Here is a 17,923-nt window from a genome sequence, read left to right on the forward strand (position 1 = left end):
GCTGCGCGCGACTTGCGCGCCGCCAGCCGGGCGAGCCCGGCGTCCGGCACCGCCGCAGGCGGGCCGGACTGTGCCGCTGCCGCGCGCGTTCCAGCGCGGCGCTCCCATGGCCGCAAGCGCTCCGCGATGCGGCTCCAGGGCAGCGACATCCGCCGCACGGCGATGTCGACCAGCCAGAGCAGGAGCGCCGCAATCAGCAGCGGGCGCTCCCAATCATGCGGCACGGCGTAGCCCGCCGCATGATACTTCAGCGCTTCGCCCGGCTTATCCCAGCTCAGCACCCGACCGCCGGACAGCTCGGCCAGAGCGGCTAGCTTATCCGGCGGGTTCCCGGATACAAGCGAATATTCCGGCGAATACGGGACAACGAAGCCGCTCCCTGCACCATAACTTGGCCGCAGCCCGTCCTCATTCTCTTCCCCCTGTAGCTGCACCAGAAAAGAACCCGGATCGCTCACTTCCAGCGAACCCGTATAAATCCCTGGAGAAGTTTGAAGCAGCGGCACCCTCTGCTCAGGTACGGCCTCCGAACTGATTACAGCATCGAGCTTCCCAGGCAGAACCTCTTCATCTGCGCGGACTTCGAAATGAACCTGATTGCCTTCGACCGTGGTTTGCACAGCATAATCCGAAGCGGTGAACTGCGGTAATGTCCACTTCACCATCTCCGCAAAAATCTCGGCAAACCGCGACCAACCTACCCAATCGCGCGACCATTTGCCGGTCATATCACTGGTCCAGGCTACAGTTCGCCCAGAACCGTACTGCCAGCGCGCTAGCAATGGATCTGGCTCCGGGCTGGACAACACCGTCTGCGCCGTCGCTTTTGGCGTCGCAGCCACATAGCCATAAATTCGCGGTAGCCCGTCAGCAAACAAAGTTTGCCAATCACCAGGCTGTACCAATGCCGGAACAAAAGGTTTGTTCACCACGTACGTTCTGGAGATCATCGCTGCCTCGCGGCTAAAGATAGCCGGCAGCGTCGTTGCATCCTGAACGTAATAATAGCGCCCTTTGGCCCCATCTGCCAGCGACTGCAGCAGCTGCACATCCGCGTCTTCACCAACCGCCACGGTGGACATCGTAATTTTCTCCTCCAGCATCGTATTCAGCAGATCGTTGTAGCCGGAACTGCCTGCCGATTGCCCGTCAGTCAGGAGAATCATATGCTTGCGCTGCGCCTCGACATCCAGCATCTTCTTCGTCGCATCCGCCACCGCAGGATAAATATCCGTACCGCCTGCGCTCGGGATGCCATTGATCTGTGACAGAACATATTCTTTATCGCTGAGGACCTGTGGTTCCACTACCCACCAGGGATGATCATCAAAGGCTACTACGCCCACGGTATCCTTCGCTCGAAGCAGTTCAACCGTGCGCATCGCCGATTCCTTGGCCAGCTTGAGCTTATCTCCGTCCATGCTGCCGGAACGGTCAATTACCAGAATCAGACCAAGCGATGGAACCTCCCGCTTGCCTTCCAGCTCCATCGATACGGGCAGCAGCTTCTCAATCGGCGTCTTGAAATAGCCGCCCATTCCAAAGCTGTCTTCACCGCCAACCATTATAAATCCGATACCGTAGGAGCGCACCGCCTGCTCAATCAGCTCCATCTGCTTGCCACCAACCTGCTCACCGGACACATTATTAAAGAGGATACTGTCATATCCGGCATACTTCGCCAGCTCAAGCGGCAGCATCCCTGGGGCAGTGACCTCATAGTTGATCAAGCTGGATTTCAGCGAATTTTCCATATTGATGCTCGTATTCGCTACTCCTTCCACGATCAGCACCTTAGGGCTCCCCGTTACTCTTGTAAAAGCATAGGAGACATTATTCGCCGCCTGCTCGTCTCCCGAGGCGAACACCTCGGCCCGATAGCGGTGCATCCCGGTCTGTCGAGCCAAGCCCTGCAACGCCACACGGTTCTCTCCGCGCTGCAGCATCAGCTTCGTACGGCCGATCTCCTCATTATTCTCATAGAGCCTGAGTTCCCCTTCTCCGGCAAAAGTGCTCCGCACGGTAACCTCGAAGCTGAACGACTCCGCTTGATACAGCTTGTCCGGCATCTTCAGGGACTCTATCGCCACATCCTGAATCGGCTTGCGCTCACTCGGCAGCACATCCAGCGTGATTCCACTTTCCCGTAACAACAGAGCAGCGGAGCGTACATCGCCAACATTCTCTTCCCCATCTGAAACGAGGACGATCCGGCCGCCCCCATGCCCGCTGAACAAGCTGCCAGCTAACTGAAGCCCCTTTTCAAGGTTTGTATACTGCGGGTTTATCGCCGCTTTCGAGCCAGTATTTGCCGACCAGACAGTATCCAGACTCTTCTCTACGGCCGCATCCAGACCCGATCCGACGATGCCCAGATTGTCCCCGGATTGTTTGCCCTGAACCGCTTCATTCATCCAGCCCAATGCTGACTCGCCCTCCGGCATGCTTGCCGAACGGTCGATAACAAACACCAGTTCCTTGTCATATACCATTCTGAAGGTATTGAAGCCTGACATCACCAGGACGAGCAGTATCGCTACCGTAATTCTGAGTCCGATCGCCCACTTTTTCCTCGCTCCGCTCAAGCGGAAGTCACTGCGGAAGGCATATACTGCAAAGGCTGCGACCACAATGAATAGCCATAAGAACAAGGGATGCTCAAATTGAACGCCCACGCTGATACACCCCCCATTCGGCAAAAATAACGATAAAAGCGAGCAGCGCAATCAGAAAAGCAAGCGAGTACCTGCTCGAAAAATCTCCATGCCCTTCTCCCGCCCTGGCTGTCTGCCCGGACTCTCTGTCCTGTACTGCCGTGCTATTCCCTGTACCGTCAGCTGCTTCTTCATTTCCAGACTGCTCTATCTGCTCGCCGCCCTGCCCTGCAGCTGCCGGCTGCAACGGCCACACAGCTTGAGTCAACGATTCCAGCGGACTGGCTGTCGTCTGTAAGTAGTAACTGACCAATTCATTCCCACTCACATCGCGCTGTACGAACCGCCACAATCCGGGAATTGCCGGTGCAGTCTGTTCAGCCGATAGGCTTCCGTTCTGCGCTTCAGCGGGAATATCAGCAACTTTGATTAACAGAGCATACCCGCTGACCGCAGTCCAGCTCCCCTGCTCGGCGTCGGCATTCACGGGAATGGCCACCTTCGCTTCAACCATAGCCCTGCCAAGGCCGGTTGCCCTTCCGGATTGCAGCCACTCCACCGCATTATGCACCAGTATCGGAAATTCGGGACGCAAAGGCAGATCGCTATCCTCCAGTGCAAACAAAAATCCGAGTCTTGCCGTCCCGGCTTCGCTTCCCGCATAGATCGCTGGCAATCCGTCGATTTTCAAAATCGTCTTGGCCCATTCGGGTACCGGTGCCTGTTGAAGAAAGCCTGTTGGCGAATCCATTAAGGAAAAATAACGGGTCAGAGGATGATCCTCTATTTTCAGTTCTCCGCTCGACAATTGGAGCTTGTCACCAGCTCCTCCGATGCTCCACAGCGGAGTACGGGATAGCAGATCCGCCCAAGCGCCTTGCTGCATGTACTCCGGCATAACGCCATCAGTCACAATGATATCCGGCGTTGGCGCCGGAAGCCTGGGCTCTGCTGCCACCCCCTCTCCATCCTCGTCAGCAGGAGTCATGCGGATTACATTCGCTCCGGCGAGCTGCAACGCTTTTTCCAGAAATAGATTGCCACGGGAGATAAGCAGCAGATTAGGAGCGGCGTGCTGCTCCTGAAACGCATACGCCTCATTATCTAATAGATAAGAGTCGCCCGGACTGAGCGCAAGCCGATAAACCTCCGCCGCAGGCAGCTCGGCAAATGACTCCGTCACAGTTTGTCCAGCGCGAATCACAACTTGCCGTGAAGCCAATAGCCTATCGTCCCCGTATAGATTCAATTCGGTTTCCAGAGCATCGCTTCCATCATTGCGAATGGTGGCAACCCCATCTACTGCTCCTGTCGCCTCCTTGCTTCGCACCCCGAACTGTTCAATGGCAGCATTACCGGATTTCGCTTCCCCCACCGTCATGATACGGACAGGGACATCAAATAAAATATCATCAGACCGCTCCATCCAACGCCCATCGGTAAAAATAACGACCTGAGCCTCCGGGTCCCCCTTCGTCATTGCCGCTGCCAAGGACAGCGTCTCACGATATGCCGATGTGCCGTAGTCCACGGCTAACGCCGATATCGCTTGCTTCCATTTACCGCGGTCATTCTCTCGCGATAGAAGCACCTCCGGCTTACTGCCCAATTTAAGCAGCGTCAGCTCGCTCTTCCTGCTCAAAGTAGCGGTGAATTCGCTTAGCTCGCCCTTTAGCTGTTCCATTCGACTAATCGTTCCGGTCGGACCTGCGTCTTTTCCGCTCAAACTGATCGTCCCGGACTGTCCAGCTTCCTGTCCAACGGTTTCATTCCCGGGCTGCGTGCCCAAACTCCCAGCTTCCCGCCCTGGCATATCATTCCCGGCGCCTGTTTCCCCGACACGATCGGCCCCCTGCTCCACCCGTTCGTCCAAGAGCATGCTCATGCTTGCCGAGGCATCAACAATCACAATCGTATGCTTACTGCCGCTCTGGACCCATAAATATGGAGCCATAAGCGCAAATACGAGCAGCGCAGCCGCAAGCAGCTGCAGCCATAATAGCAGGCGGTTCTGCAGCTTCTGCCAAGGACGGTTCGCCTCAATGTTGCGGAGAACATGATTCCATAGCAGATGGCTTGATACCGTCGTATCTATGTATTTTCGCTTGAACAGGTACATGAGCAGAATGACCGGAATGGCCAAACCGAACCAGAGGCCGGACCACAACGCTATCCCCATGCTGCTCCCCTCCTTAAGGTAGTTCAACTAGTCCGCATTTCGCTAAGAAAGCCTCTAAATCAAGGTCAATTCAAGGACAAGCGGCTACACCGCTGCTAGATCATAACCTGCTGGTCAGCATGCAGAGAATGACTCCAATCTAAGAGACAACGGCGCTTCCCTCTTTTACCCGCCAAGTTGCCTTGACGGATTTAAAAAACGTAAATTTACAGGCTTTGTCCTCATTTTCCGTGAGTCAGAGCTAAGTCGTAGAGAAAGCCTGCACTTTTGCAGGTGTTGTTCACTTCAAGCGCATCTCATCGAAAAAAATGTACTTGTAAAGTATTTCCGTGCTACAGTTGCATGCCATGTTTTCAAACGGGACCTACGTTCTAAGTTTTTTATATCCCCATCACAGGTTTAGCAGCAGTAAGCCGAGCAGCAAATCCCAAGCTTACACACCCCCTAGACCCCAATAGCTCCTGTCTTGCGCAGCGTTTCAAAAATCCCCGTCTCCAAGGGCTGGTCACAGGGGGCCATAACATAACGGATCCCGCGTTCATTGCAGTAACGGGAGATTCCTTCTGTATAACGCTCCAGTGCGGCCATATATTTCTCAAGTATTTTGCCGGTGATAGCCACTTCCTTGCCTGTCCCTAGCTCAATATCGATCAGACGCAGGTCTCCGCTAAGTCGCGGATTAAGCTCTTCCCTGGAAAGGATATGAACCAGCACGATCTCTTGTCTTGCCGCTTGCAGCATTTCCAAGCTCTGCTTCAGCTCCTCAAGTCCGCCCTCCAGCCATAGATCGGAGAAAATCCAGGCCATACCTGGCTGCCGGGGCATAGACTGTGCGCTGCCCAGCGCCGAAGCCATATTTCCCGCCCCACCTGCATTCGCCGACTGAATAAAAGAAAACAGCTTTACCGCAGCTGCCTTGCTGCGCAGCGGAGGAAGCGATCCTTCCAGCTTCGAGTGGAACAAATAAGCCTGCACCCGGTCTGAGCCGGCCAAGGCAATATAACCAACAGCGGCGGCCAGCCGTTTGGCATATTGCAGCTTCGAATCTCCGCTACCGCCTAGTTCTTGCGGGATGATCCCGCCGAGCGCACGCCCATTCGTTGAACCTTCAGCTGCCGACTGTTCCCGATGCAATCCCGCAGCCTGTCCGGATGAAGCTGCAGCTCCTCCTGCCCCGCGGTGATCCATAGAGGCAGACACGTCAAGATACAGGCTGATAGGAAGCTCCTGCTCGTCCCAATATTGCCGTACAAACGGACGCCCCGTCCGGGAATAGACGCTCCAATCGAAGCGGCGGATATCGTCGCCGGGAGAATATTGCCGGTAATCGGCGAATTCCAGCGATGCTCCAAAGCTGCCGGAACGGCGTTTGCCCTGGGCTGTCCCGCGGACTCGCCTGCCAGATATCAGCGATAGCCTTTCCAGACGTGGCAAAAAGGCCGGAGGCAATAAAGGGGCTGTCATCGTGAGTTCTCCAGCTTCGCGATAATCTCTTCAATCAGTGAATCCGTCGATATGCCCATCGCCTGGCCTTCGAAATTCAAGAACAAGCGATGGCGCAGGGTTGGAGCGGCAACTGCAGCCAGATCTCCCGTCGAGACATGCCATCGTCCCTTGCAGAGCGCTCTTACCTTAGCGATCGCGACCATAGACTGAATTCCGCGTGGACCCGAACCGAAGCTAACGTATTTACGGACCGACTCCGGTGCTGATGCTTCCAGAGGATGGGTCATCATCAATAGAGAAATGCCATAATCCAACACTTCATCGGCTAACAGAATTTCCTTGGCGGCCTGCCGAATCTCCAGCAATTGCTCCGCGGTCGCCTGACGAACCGCATGCGGTTGCTCCGCCGCCGTCGTTCTGTGCACGATCTGCTTCAACTCATCCGGTGTAGGATAATCGACATTGATCTTTAACATGAAGCGATCAAGCTGAGCCTCAGGCAACGGATACGTCCCTTCGTTCTCCAGCGGATTTTGCGTTGCCAGCACGAAGAAGGGCTGCGGCAAACGCCGGGTTTCCCCGCTGACGGTAACCGTCTGCTCCTGCATCGCCTCAAGCATGGCGCTTTGTGTCTTTGGAGTAGCCCGATTAATCTCATCCGCGAGCACAATCTGACTAAACACCGGTCCCGGCTGGAACACCATCTCATTCGTCCCCTGCGGACCAAAGCGAATGACATTCGTTCCGGTAATATCGCTTGGCATTAAATCCGGCGTAAATTGGATTCGTGAGAAGGACAACTCCAGCGTATCCGCGATCGTACGGACAAGCATCGTCTTCCCAAGTCCGGGAATCCCCTCCAGCAAGGCATGTCCCCCGGCAAAAATACACCACAGCAGCTGCTCGACGACCTCCTCCTGACCGACAATGACCTTGCCGATTTCCTCCCTTACAGTAGAGATCGTCTCTCTCCAGACCGCTGCTTGCTCCTTCGTATCCGGCATGATTTATTCCTCCCTCTCGCTCATTTAACTGCCTGGATCTATCTCCATGAAATAACGCTCTACAAGTCCCTGCATGCTCTGCGGCAATTCGCTCCGCTCGAGCGAGCGCTTGGCCTCGGAGGCATAATCCCTGTAAACCTCATTATATGGGCGGCTAACTCCCTCAAAAACCGGTGATTTCCCACCTTTTTGCACCTGACCGCCAGTAGCAGGACCTCCATCGTTCTGAACATTTCCACTGCCTTTATAATCGCGGGGCACGGTGATCAGATTGCGACCGCCGCTGCCTAGTCCTGCTCCAGAGCCTCCACTACCAGCTCCGTTTCCACCGCTGCCGGTCCCGCTGCCGCTGCCACTACCGCTGCCGCTTCCGGCACCATTGCCGTTTCCGCTCCCGGTTCCCGCTCCGCTTGATCCACCGTCTGTGGCGGCCCCCTTCCCCTGAGCGGGGCCATTTTCGCCGGATCCACTGCCGGATTGAGAACCGGAGGAGCCTGCTGAAGCCGAACCACTGCCAGCAGAACCTTCTGCACCTGCCTCTCCGCCAGCGCTGACGGTTCCCGCAGAGGCTAACTGCTCAGCAAGGCCACCCATACTCCAGCTATCAGCGACCGCCATCCCGGAAGCGGACATATCCTGAGCCAGGCCCAATCCTTGCTCGGCTAAGGCTGAAGCGAGCTGGGAGGCTTCCGCAAGCTGCTGGGCGCGGGATGCGGCGGTCCCGGCATTCTCTTGCACCAGCTGCTTTAATTGCTCCATCGCCAGTTCCGTCTCTTGCGCATTGCCCTCCTTAAGCGCCGCAGCCGCTTTGCTTAGGGCTTCAGCTAACCGTTTCGCTTCCTCATCATGCTGCGGTTCTTCCGCGGCCAGCTCCTGCAGTTCGTCCGCCAGCTTCTTCCGCTCCGCCGGGGACAGCTTAGGCAAATCTGACTTTAGCTTATCGATCTCTTTCCCTGCTTGTTGCTGATCATTCTGCTGCAATCCGTTAGCAAGCTCTGCAGCAGACGGACTTTTCTTCCATTGGTCTAACCATGCGTTTCTCTCCTGCTGCCTCCGCTCAAGCCGATCAGACATTTCCTGCAATTTCTTCATCGTATTCTCAAGCGCTTCAAGAGACTGTTCCCCGGCCCGGCTCTCCTCCAGTGACTGCCGCAGTGTCTGCAGTTCTTTCTCAAGAGCCTGCTTGACCAGCGGGTCCAAGGACTTACTCTCAAGCTGCTCGATCATCTGATCCGTCTCTTTCACCTGCCCCTGGACCCATTGCCGTTCCTGTTTATGCTTATCGATCACGTCATTCATCGGATTAGGCATAACAACAAACGCGACTGCTACGGCAAAACCCAATCCGATGAATATCCACCATTTTGGCTTGCGGGTAAGAGGAAGATGGCTCTTCAGCCTGGAAATAAACGCTGCGCCATATTCCTCGGCCTGCCATCGCTGCTGCCTAGCCAGTTGGCTATCTGATTCCGCAAACGCTAATGCTGTAACCATTAAATCCTCGGCCTCACCGCTTTGATTCAACCGATCCATCGTCTTGGCGGACAGCCCGTTGGATACATGAGCAAACCAGCCCCAGAGTCCGCCTGCCATTGGGGCAAGCAGCAGACAGGCTGCGGCATACGCCCATATCGCTTCAATCGGCCAAAGCCGCCCGGCGATAAGACAGACCAGGGCACAGGCAATCCCGGCCAATAACCCGACCCTTGCTTGATCTAAAGCGCGCAGCCATTTCAGGCGCTGGCGTACAATCTCCAGCTGGCGATATATCGTCTCCAAGCCCATCTCTCCTCTCTGGTTGAGGTCATTCCAAAAGTCATCCTTTCATAAGAAAACGTGTCGAAGTAATGCATGGCTTCCCCTATTGCTGAGGCTCCATCTTCCCTTCATTGCGACTGTCCCCACCCGGGGAGTTTTGTTCCATCATATCGATATTCTTGCTGCGCCGTCTCACCGGACGGATATAACGGATGGCCAGCCACAACATTAACACGATCACTACACTGTAGACGATAATAAATTCCAGCCACAGCTCGATCGGCGCGCTCGTCCCCATATTTCCTCCTCGGGACATAAAGGCCGTCTTGGAAAATGAAGGTTCAAAAATACTGATCAGCGCCCCACCCGGGTTTAATCCAAGAATATAACCAATCCAGGAAAACTCCGGTGGATTTATAGAATTATAATTCACTTGTGTCATCGCCATAGCGAACAGATAAATAAGTCCGGTACCCAGAAAAATCACTAGGCCGACACCATAGGTCACAATAACTGCAATCATTGTCCGTTTGAACAAAGTAGAGAAGAAAATACCGATGGAACCTAGCAGCAGCATAATGAACAAATAGAATAGAAACACAACAACCAGCTGCTTGGGCGATACTCCACCATATATGAAAACGATGCAATATACCGGCATAGTAGCGACGATTAACAGGGTCATGAAGCTGAGCGATGACAGCAATTTACTCAGTATAATCGTAGCCGAGCTCTGCTGTGTCGTTAGAAGCATACTTAGCGTCTGCTTCTCGCGCTCTCCACTGATAACCCCTGCCGTTAGCGCGGGGGTCATGAACGCAATCATAATCAACTGAGCGAAGCTCAGCGCATAGAAAATGATCCGGCTCACCATCGGATCAAAGCTGCCTGTCCTGCCCATTCCGCCGGAGGTTGACACATAGATGATACCCATCGCGATCAGCCCCATCACCAGCACATAAGCCAGCAATGAAATCGCCGAGCGGGGGGTTCTCATTCTGAGCCGAAATTCTTTGTCCAGCACGGGATTAATCAATATGCTTCGCCAATTCATTCGCTGCTTCCCCCTTTCGTGATCTCCAGGAACACATCTTCGAGATTGGTCTGCGCCTCATTGAAGGAGATTAGCTTGAAGCCAGCCGAGACCATTCTGGCCAGCAGCTCGGACTGTTCCAGATCGCCGCCATTGAAATGGATATGGACACCGCTAGCATCAACGAACACCTGGCTGACATAAGCTTCATCCCGCAGCCAGCTGCCTAGATTGTCGGCTTGACCCAGCGTGCGGATATGAAGAACTCTTTTGACTCTTAAGCGATTTTGGATCTCGGCGACCTTCCCTTGGGCAACCATTCTGCCATGCTCGATCACCCCGATCTCATCGACCATCTCCGCCAGTTCCGGTAAAATATGCGAAGAAATAATGATTGTCTTGCCCATCAGCTTCAATTCCTTGATGATCTCCCGCATCTCGATGCGCGCCCGCGGATCAAGCCCGGAGGCCGGTTCGTCGAGAATCAGCACTTCGGGATCATGCACGAGACAACGCGCCAGACAGAGGCGTTGCTTCATCCCTCGGGACAAGCTGTCCACATAGCTATCCTTCTTATCGCTCAGATTCACCAGCTCCAGAAGCTGCGGTATGAGCTTATCCCGCTCCCCTCTAGGAATGCCATAACTGGCACCATAAAAATGCAGATACTCCGTCGTTTTAAACTGATCGTATACACCGAAGAAATCCGGCATATAACCAATTCTTTTACGTACTTCATGCGGATGCTGAACAACGTCATATTCGCCTACCTTGGCTGTCCCTGAAGTGGGAAGCAGCAGCGTAGCCAAAATGGACATCGTGGTCGTCTTGCCTGCCCCGTTAGGGCCAACAAAACCGAATACCGTCCCCTTATCAATCTTTATATTAACCGATTCCAAAGCATGGAAGCTTCCATACTCCTTCGTCAAATTATTAATTTCGATCATGGTCTCACCTGGCCTTTCAACGAGATCTTCGGAATGTCAAAGCTGGACCACTCTTCAGCTTTCACGGCGACCCTCACCACTGCGCCGTTCAGCATATAATTGGAGACAGACCCGGAGACTTGCGCGTCTGCCTTGCCCCAGTTCAGATCTTCCCACTTGGCTTCCTTGAAATTCCAGATCATTGTATTCGTTCGCTGGCCATGATCATTTTGCTGCAGTCTCAATGAAGTGTAATCGATCTTGCCCGGCATCGGCAGCGCAAACTCAAACTGCATTTCACCCTTATCCATATTCACTCTGTCTGAGCCGTAGTCCGCCCCCCAGCCCGTCGTAGATACGCTGGTGATTTGCGCAGGGATATAGCCGTAAGGCACATCGATTTCATTGGCCTTGGATGGCTTATACTGCACTGTCACGGGCTGCACCCACATGTTAAGCTGATCTGCAGCTGGATTCTTCCCATTCACGGTATATCCGCCAAACGAATCCTTACTCCAAGCGATCAAAATATTGCTCATCGAGCCTGTGTTCTGCTCAAGCAGGCTGTTCATCATGCCGCGTTCCCGGTTCTTCTCATCCGAAGGACCGCTAGGATACGGGAACAATATCGAACTGTAGCTGCCATACGTGCTAGAGGTATAATTCGCGGGAATCTGCACCGTTTGATCCTTGGCAAGCTCTCCTAAGAGGAATATATTTCCGCCCAAAATTAACGCCGCATCGCTAAGATCACGATCCAAGCGGTTGGTTACAGTCCCCTGTGGAACTCCCTTCGCATCCAGCGTTACCTCAATCTCCAGCGAGCCAAAGCTTCCTGTCTGCTGCTCAATCCACAGCTTCGCCATCGAGCGGTGGGTCATATCCTTGAGATGAACCGAGGTATTGCCATCCTGTTCACGGATCATTTGACGGCCGATTCCTTCCTCTCCTCCCCCGGAAATATAACCGTCCTCTCTTTTGCTCGTTATATGGGTTGCCCCTTGGATTTCAAATTCATAATTTCCCCCGCGGGGAACGAACAAAGCCGAAGCTGTCAATTGCGTGCCTTGCCCTTGACCATCCAGCTCCACGACATTCAGCGTATGGGCCTGCAAAGAGGATTTCCCTGAAGTGCCGGTTAAATAGATGCTTATACTAGTAATAATCGCAATTAACGGAATCAGGATCCAAGCCCACTCGCGCCGGTCAAATCTCTTAAGTACATAATAGAGCACCGGGGCAACGAGCACGGCATAACCGATTAACAGCCAGAAAAATAGAGAGAAGGGCGGTAGCGCTAGCGATGGAAAAAAGTTCAGATAATTATCCAGACTATTTTTCATCCCTTGGGTCCCATTGTTCCTATCCATAATCGAACCGGACACTTTGCTCTGGAGCAGACTATTCCAAAAATCAGCATGACCGCTCCAACTGTGAACCGGCTCAGCGGCCAGATCATACGCAGCATAGATTACCTTTCCTTTACCCAGCGGCCAGGAAGCAATCAGCGGCTGGTCCTGAACATTAACGACGCTGTCCGCCCCATCCTTCAGCTGCGCGGTTGATATAGAAATAGCATGATCCAGCTTCAGCTCCTTATTCGCAAGCTTCTCCATCCCAGGCAGTGAGCTGGCTTCCTGGGTACCTGTATATTCCACCGGCGACAAAGCTTCCAGACCTTTGACGGTTTTCGGGTAGCTTGGCCCGCCCGCCAATACAAGGGTTCCCCCCTGATGCACCCAGGTTGAAATCGCCTGCTTCTTCCCTTCCTCCATCGTATCAGAGGCAAAATTGTTAAGAAACAGAACATCAAAAGAAGATAGCATAGCCGCATCCTCAGATATTTGCTCCGGAGCTAATCTGAGGACGTTAATCGGGTTATTTTGATTGTTAAGCAAATTCATGAAATTCAGGCTGTCCGGATCGGAGGCAAGCTGCCCGATAAATGCTCCGTTTCTCTGATTCGATTGCAGATAGGCTCGTCCGGAAGTAAAAGCTATATTTTTTCCTGATTCTGCCGAATCCTTATAGAAGCGAATAGAACTGTTATTCTTATCAAAGGTGTTCCCAATAACGCCAAAAGTGACCTGCTTGGAGGTTCCCGCCGGCAGATCAACCTTCTTGACAAAAGACTGGCTGCTGCCTGAATAGGGAACCGCAACCTGGACGACAACCTCCCCGCTAATATCTTCATCGCTTTTTAAAGTAAGCGTCAGAGGCGTCCATTTATTCATCTTATAGCTTCCGTGATAGCCAACTTCACTCTCTATGCTGATACTCGCACCGGCTGCATGAACGGGCTGCGTACTCCCCCCGACTACAGCAACCATAACGAGCATGCCTAAGATTAGCGCGTACATTCCACGCTTCACCGAATTATACAAATGATTCTCCCCTCTCAACCTTCAACTCATAATCCTATCAATAACCATTCAATATATTAACGCGATGCCAGAACATAAAGTTACTCGGCAGGCCTAGCGGGAAATATAAACCTCTCCTCTGCTCACAAAAACAACCGCCATGCAAGTCGATAAAGTTTGCCATGGCGGTTGCTATAAAAAGTTTAATTAAATACAACGGTTTTGTTCTGATGAACCAATATGCGATCCTCGATATGCCATTTTACAGCTCTGGCCAGCACGACACGTTCGATCGTGCGTCCGATTCGCTTCAGCTCCGCCACATCATCGCGGTGGCTGACGCGCTGTACGTCCTGTTCAATGATAGGCCCGCCGTCCAATTCTTCGGTCACATAGTGACCCGTCGCCCCGATAATCTTCACACCGCGATCATAAGCCTGGGCATAAGGCTTCCCGCCCACGAAGGCCGGGAGAAAGGAGTGATGGATATTGATGATCCGATTGCGGTAAGGCTGAATCAGGGCCGGCGATACGATCTGCATATATCTGGCCAAGACGATCAAGTCCACCTTCCCGTTCACAATCTCCAGCTGCTTCTGCTCCGCTTCGCGCTTCGTTTCCGGGGTAACCGGAATGTGGTAATAAGGGATTCCGAAGGATTCCACGTATTCTTTCATATCCGGATGGTTGCTAACGACCATAGAGATATCCGCAGCCAGATCGCCGGCTTGCCATTGCCACAGCAATTCCACAAGGCAATGATCTTCCTTGGATACGAAGATAGCCAGCTTCTTCCTCCGGCTTAATTGGAAAATGTTCCATTCCATCTGGAATTTATCAGCAATCTCGGCAAAGTCTTGCTTCAAGCTGTCTATGCGGTCCTCAAGCTGATCCAGATCGAACTCGATCCGCATGAAGAACATTCCGCCTTCCGGATCCATGGTATACTGGTCTGATTGCACGATATTCGCTCCATGCTCATACAGAAAGCGGGAGACTGTCGCCACAATTCCAGGGCCATCCGGGCAAGAGATCAGCATCCGAGCCCGATGGTGCTCATACGGTTTAACTTGTCCACTTATTTTTGCATGTTTATCCATTGATTTCTCATATCCCCCTGGCGCACTAGTATTCTATGTTGATACTTAATAGAGGTCATTCCAAAAAAACGGCTGTTGACCTTGCTTAGTTGCTTCCCGCAAGCCAAGCGATCAAGCGATGGTTGATTTGCTCTTCCGAGCAATCCGGGAATATATTCGCGGCAATCACCATATCGTACAAACGCTCCAGCGGTTCGCGAGGGTCCGCCTTCTTCGCCTTCGCATCATTCTTCAGCAAATTCCAAGTGTCGAGTACGAAGGAACGGTAATGAATATCCTGCTTGCTGAAGAAGTCTTGCAATCCTGCCACATCGGTAAGGAAATCCGCGCCGAAGCGCTGCTCTACGTCCCCGCGCAGCAAGGCGATTTCCACTTCATACATCGGACGCTGCGTTTTGGCATCCTTGCCCACCCAAGGCGTCTCCAGAATGAACGGGCGGCCCTGCAGCGCCTCATGATGAACGACACGATGGATCGCTTCAAAGCCGATCCAACCTGTACCGATAGGTGTATGACGGTCTTTGCCGGCGCCAACCGGATTTTTGCTGTCGTTAATGTGTACAATTGCGATACGATCAAGACCAATTGTCTGATCGAATTTCTGCAGCACGCCATCCAGGTCATTGACAATGTCATAACCTGCATCGTGAATATGGCAAGTATCAAGGCAGATGGTCAACCGTTCATTGTGCTCGACCTTATCGATAATCGCTGCGATCTCCTCAAAGCTGCGTCCAACCTCGGTTCCTTTGCCAGCCATGGTCTCCAGGGCGATATTCACCTCGGTCTCGTCCGTTCCATTTAACACTTCATTTAAGCCTTCCGCAATCCGCGCTACACCGTATTCGGCATCCTTGTCCGTAAACGCACCGGGATGAAGCACGATATTACGCACCCCGATCGCATGAGTACGGCGAATTTCCTCCTGCAAGAAATCGATAGCCAACTGATACGTATTGGATTTATAAGAACCTAGATTAATAATGTATGGCGCATGCACGACGATCTCTTCAATTCCCGCCGCCTTCATCGCTTCCTTGCCTTCCGGCAAATACATCGCATCCATCGGTTTGCGCCGTGTATTTTGTGGAGCACCGGTATATATCATGAATGAGCTTGAGCCATAGGACACGGCTTCCCCCGTTGCACTTAATAGACCTTTATCTGAGAACGACACATGTGAACCTATTTTCAGCATTAAAATTCCCCCTTTTAGGCAGTAAACCGCTAAACTTCCCTTATTTTAGCCTGATTGCGCAAATAAATAAAGTCGTACGGATAAATACAAATCATTTCTTCATCATCATACACTATGAAAAAGAGTCTGCACTCTCGATAAAATATGGAAAATAAGTTATACTTCATGTCAAGGAAAAGATGCAATTGTACTAAATTAGACATACTCAACTTTTGAACAGTCATCTTTTATCATATCGGTATAGCACTAGCTTCTTGTAATTCTATCCGCTTCCCCTTGGTATACGTCATATTTTATTAATGAGGTGATGATTTCAAATGATACATACATCGTTTCAAATTCTCGCGGCTACTCAGCCCAATCGCTGGTTCATGAATTCTATTGCGCTATGGGGTTTCATATTGCTAGGCATGATGTGCATCGGCGGATTTTTCATGTTCCGCAAGTTCCTGAAGGTATTGCCCAAGGCCGACGGCAGGTCCAAGCTGGATTGGCAGAACCATTGGGTTGAGACGAGCCGCCATCTATGGAACGAAGACAGCAAGGCCTTCCTGGACATGCTGGTTCAACCGGTTCCAGGCCCGTTCCGCGACATCGCCAAGCATTCCATCGCTGCAGAGATCGGTAGAATCGCCCTGGAAGAGCATGCAGATACGGTAACCCAAGAGCATTGCATCAAAGGCTATATCTCGGCGACTCCAAAGCGAGATAATAAGTTTCTCATTACTTTTTTAGAGAAGAACAAAATTGATTACAAGCCCTATCAACATCTAATGAACAAATAACGTATAACGGATGTTCAAAAGTCCCCAGTGAATCTTGCGTTCACCCGGGTCCAAGCAATGCTACAAAGTTATGCTTCCTGCGGAAACAGCTCTGGTGCTCATGTACAAACTACAAGTATGTACTTGCGACGTCGTTATCCTCGAAAACACCTAGCTACGCTCCTCAGCCCCCAGCTTCCTCCAATTGAAGCGTTTCAAAGAAACGTACATCAGACGGTGCTGGAAGCCGGACTTTTGAACTCACCTTTCAACAGCACCCCATTACCGGGATGCTGTTTTCATTATCAAAGATAAAGGGGGAGGAAAGCTTGAAATATGCAATCCTTGGCGGAAGCGGATTTATTGGCAGCGCGCTGACCCAGTATTGGCTTAAGCGCGGACATGAGATCATGATCGTTACGCGTCAAAGTTCGCAGCAGCAGGAATTTCGCAGCAAATCTACGACGCAACAGTTGTCCTATTATACTTGGAACGATATAAACCAGGACCCGCACCTGCTCCGAGGGCTGGATGGCATCGTTAATCTGGCAGGCGCGACGATTAGCCAGCGCTGGACGCGAAGAGCAAAGCAGCGGATTATGGATTCTCGCCTGCATACAACCCAGGCTCTGGGGCGATGGATCCATATGCTGGGTAGTGAGGCTCCTAAGGTCATCGTACAAGGCTCTGCGGTTGGTATATACGGCACCTCGCTCACCGAGGAATTCACGGAGCATTCCCCTGGCTCTACTGCCGATTTCCTTGCTAAAGTAACAACCTCCTGGGAAGATACAGCGCTGCATAGCATTCCGCAGTCAGCTGCGCCAGAGGCGATCACGTCAGCTATCTTCCCACTTGCAGATTCGAATCTTGGACTGGAGACTCCCCATGATCCTGCGCCACGTCTTGTACTGCTGCGAACCGGAGTAGTGTTAGGCAATCAGGGCGGTGCCTACCCGATGATGCGGCTGCCTTTCCTGCTTGGAGCCGGCGGTCGAATCGGAACGGGCCAGCAATGGGTCCCCTGGATTCATATCGATGATATCGTCACGCTGATCGATTACTGTATCACCCATCCGGAAATTTCGGGTCCCGTGAATGCGGTCAGTCCAAATCCGGTGACCAACGAGCAATTCGGGCGCGCTATCAGCTATGTTCATCATCGGCCTTTCTGGTTCCCACTGCCTTCCTTTGTACTCAGGGCCGTACTCGGTGAGATGTCACTGCTGCTGCTCGAAGGACAACGGGTCCTGCCACAGGTCGCTATTTCCTTCGGCTTCAAATATTCTTGCCCTCAATTAGTAGAGGCCCTTGCGGATCTCAAACAGAGGCGTTAAATGTTCTTCCAAAGTGAGGAGCTTTACGACATATATAACCTCACCGCTACACCTATTCAGCCCCGGTCTGATCCTGATTGGATCAGACCGGGGCTGAATTCAGGAATTTATGGCACAGCGCTTCAATTCTACTTATTGTGACTAAATGTATTCGTATATTT

Annotated in this window: 11 protein-coding genes and 1 pseudogene; 2 read left to right on the top strand and 10 right to left on the bottom strand. The window is 52.5% G+C overall.

Translation table 11 applies throughout. The features are described from left to right. The 10 genes and pseudogenes from DMN77_RS22925 to DMN77_RS22970 all read right to left on the bottom strand — a co-directional run. Nucleotides 1-2,675 (bottom strand): VWA domain-containing protein (locus tag DMN77_RS22925; protein ID WP_179016396.1); only part of this gene is annotated, 2,675 nt, incomplete at its 3' end. Beyond that, complete coding sequence (locus DMN77_RS22930) at nt 2,659-4,833, bottom strand: vWA domain-containing protein (RefSeq protein ID WP_179016397.1); 2,175 nt, start codon at nt 4,831-4,833, stop codon at nt 2,659-2,661. The genes DMN77_RS22925 and DMN77_RS22930, both read right to left, overlap by 17 nt. A gap of 444 nt (nt 4,834-5,277) precedes the next feature. After that, complete coding sequence (locus DMN77_RS22935; protein ID WP_179016398.1) at nt 5,278-6,297, bottom strand: DUF58 domain-containing protein; 1,020 nt, start codon at nt 6,295-6,297, stop codon at nt 5,278-5,280. Then, the gene (locus tag DMN77_RS22940; protein WP_179016399.1) at nt 6,294-7,283 is read right to left on the bottom strand and encodes an AAA family ATPase; all 990 of its coding nucleotides are present in this window, start codon (nt 7,281-7,283) and stop codon (nt 6,294-6,296) included. The genes DMN77_RS22935 and DMN77_RS22940 overlap by 4 nt, the downstream gene beginning before the upstream one ends. Nucleotides 7,284-7,307: 24 nt before the next feature. After that, a complete protein-coding gene (locus DMN77_RS22945) occupies nt 7,308-9,062 on the bottom strand; it encodes a coiled-coil domain-containing protein (protein ID WP_179016400.1) in 1,755 nt (584 codons plus the stop codon). Between the two features lie 82 nt (nt 9,063-9,144). Then, nucleotides 9,145-10,095 carry an ABC transporter permease gene (locus DMN77_RS22950; protein ID WP_068779994.1) on the bottom strand — a complete coding sequence of 317 codons (951 nt, stop codon included), beginning with the start codon at nt 10,093-10,095 and terminating at the stop codon, nt 9,145-9,147. Beyond that, on the bottom strand, nt 10,092-11,021 hold the full coding sequence (locus DMN77_RS22955) for an ABC transporter ATP-binding protein (RefSeq protein WP_179016401.1): 930 nt from the start codon (nt 11,019-11,021) through the stop codon (nt 10,092-10,094). The genes DMN77_RS22950 and DMN77_RS22955 overlap by 4 nt, the downstream gene beginning before the upstream one ends. A 1,445-nt stretch (nt 11,022-12,466) precedes the next feature. After that, nucleotides 12,467-13,360: pseudogene (locus DMN77_RS24355) on the bottom strand (DUF7408 domain-containing protein); the annotation flags it as partial. A 206-nt stretch (nt 13,361-13,566) separates the two neighbouring features. Continuing rightward, nucleotides 13,567-14,463: a formyltetrahydrofolate deformylase gene (gene purU, locus DMN77_RS22965; protein WP_179016403.1), complete on the bottom strand. Its 897-nt coding sequence runs from the start codon at nt 14,461-14,463 to the stop codon at nt 13,567-13,569. Between the two features lie 85 nt (nt 14,464-14,548). Next, a complete protein-coding gene (locus DMN77_RS22970; RefSeq protein ID WP_179016404.1) occupies nt 14,549-15,661 on the bottom strand; it encodes a deoxyribonuclease IV in 1,113 nt (370 codons plus the stop codon). 317 nt (nt 15,662-15,978) lie between these two features. Between DMN77_RS22970 and DMN77_RS22975 the strand changes: the two genes are divergently transcribed. Continuing rightward, nucleotides 15,979-16,446: a DUF2621 domain-containing protein gene (locus DMN77_RS22975; protein ID WP_068779988.1), complete on the top strand. Its 468-nt coding sequence runs from the start codon at nt 15,979-15,981 to the stop codon at nt 16,444-16,446. Between the two features lie 308 nt (nt 16,447-16,754). Then, the gene (locus DMN77_RS22980) at nt 16,755-17,762 is read left to right on the top strand and encodes an epimerase (protein WP_179016405.1); all 1,008 of its coding nucleotides are present in this window, start codon (nt 16,755-16,757) and stop codon (nt 17,760-17,762) included. Nucleotides 17,763-17,923: the final 161 nt, after the last annotated feature.

This window comes from Paenibacillus sp. 79R4 (assembly GCF_013393165.1).
In the GTDB taxonomy this organism is placed as follows: Bacteria; Bacillota; Bacilli; order Paenibacillales; family Paenibacillaceae; genus Fontibacillus.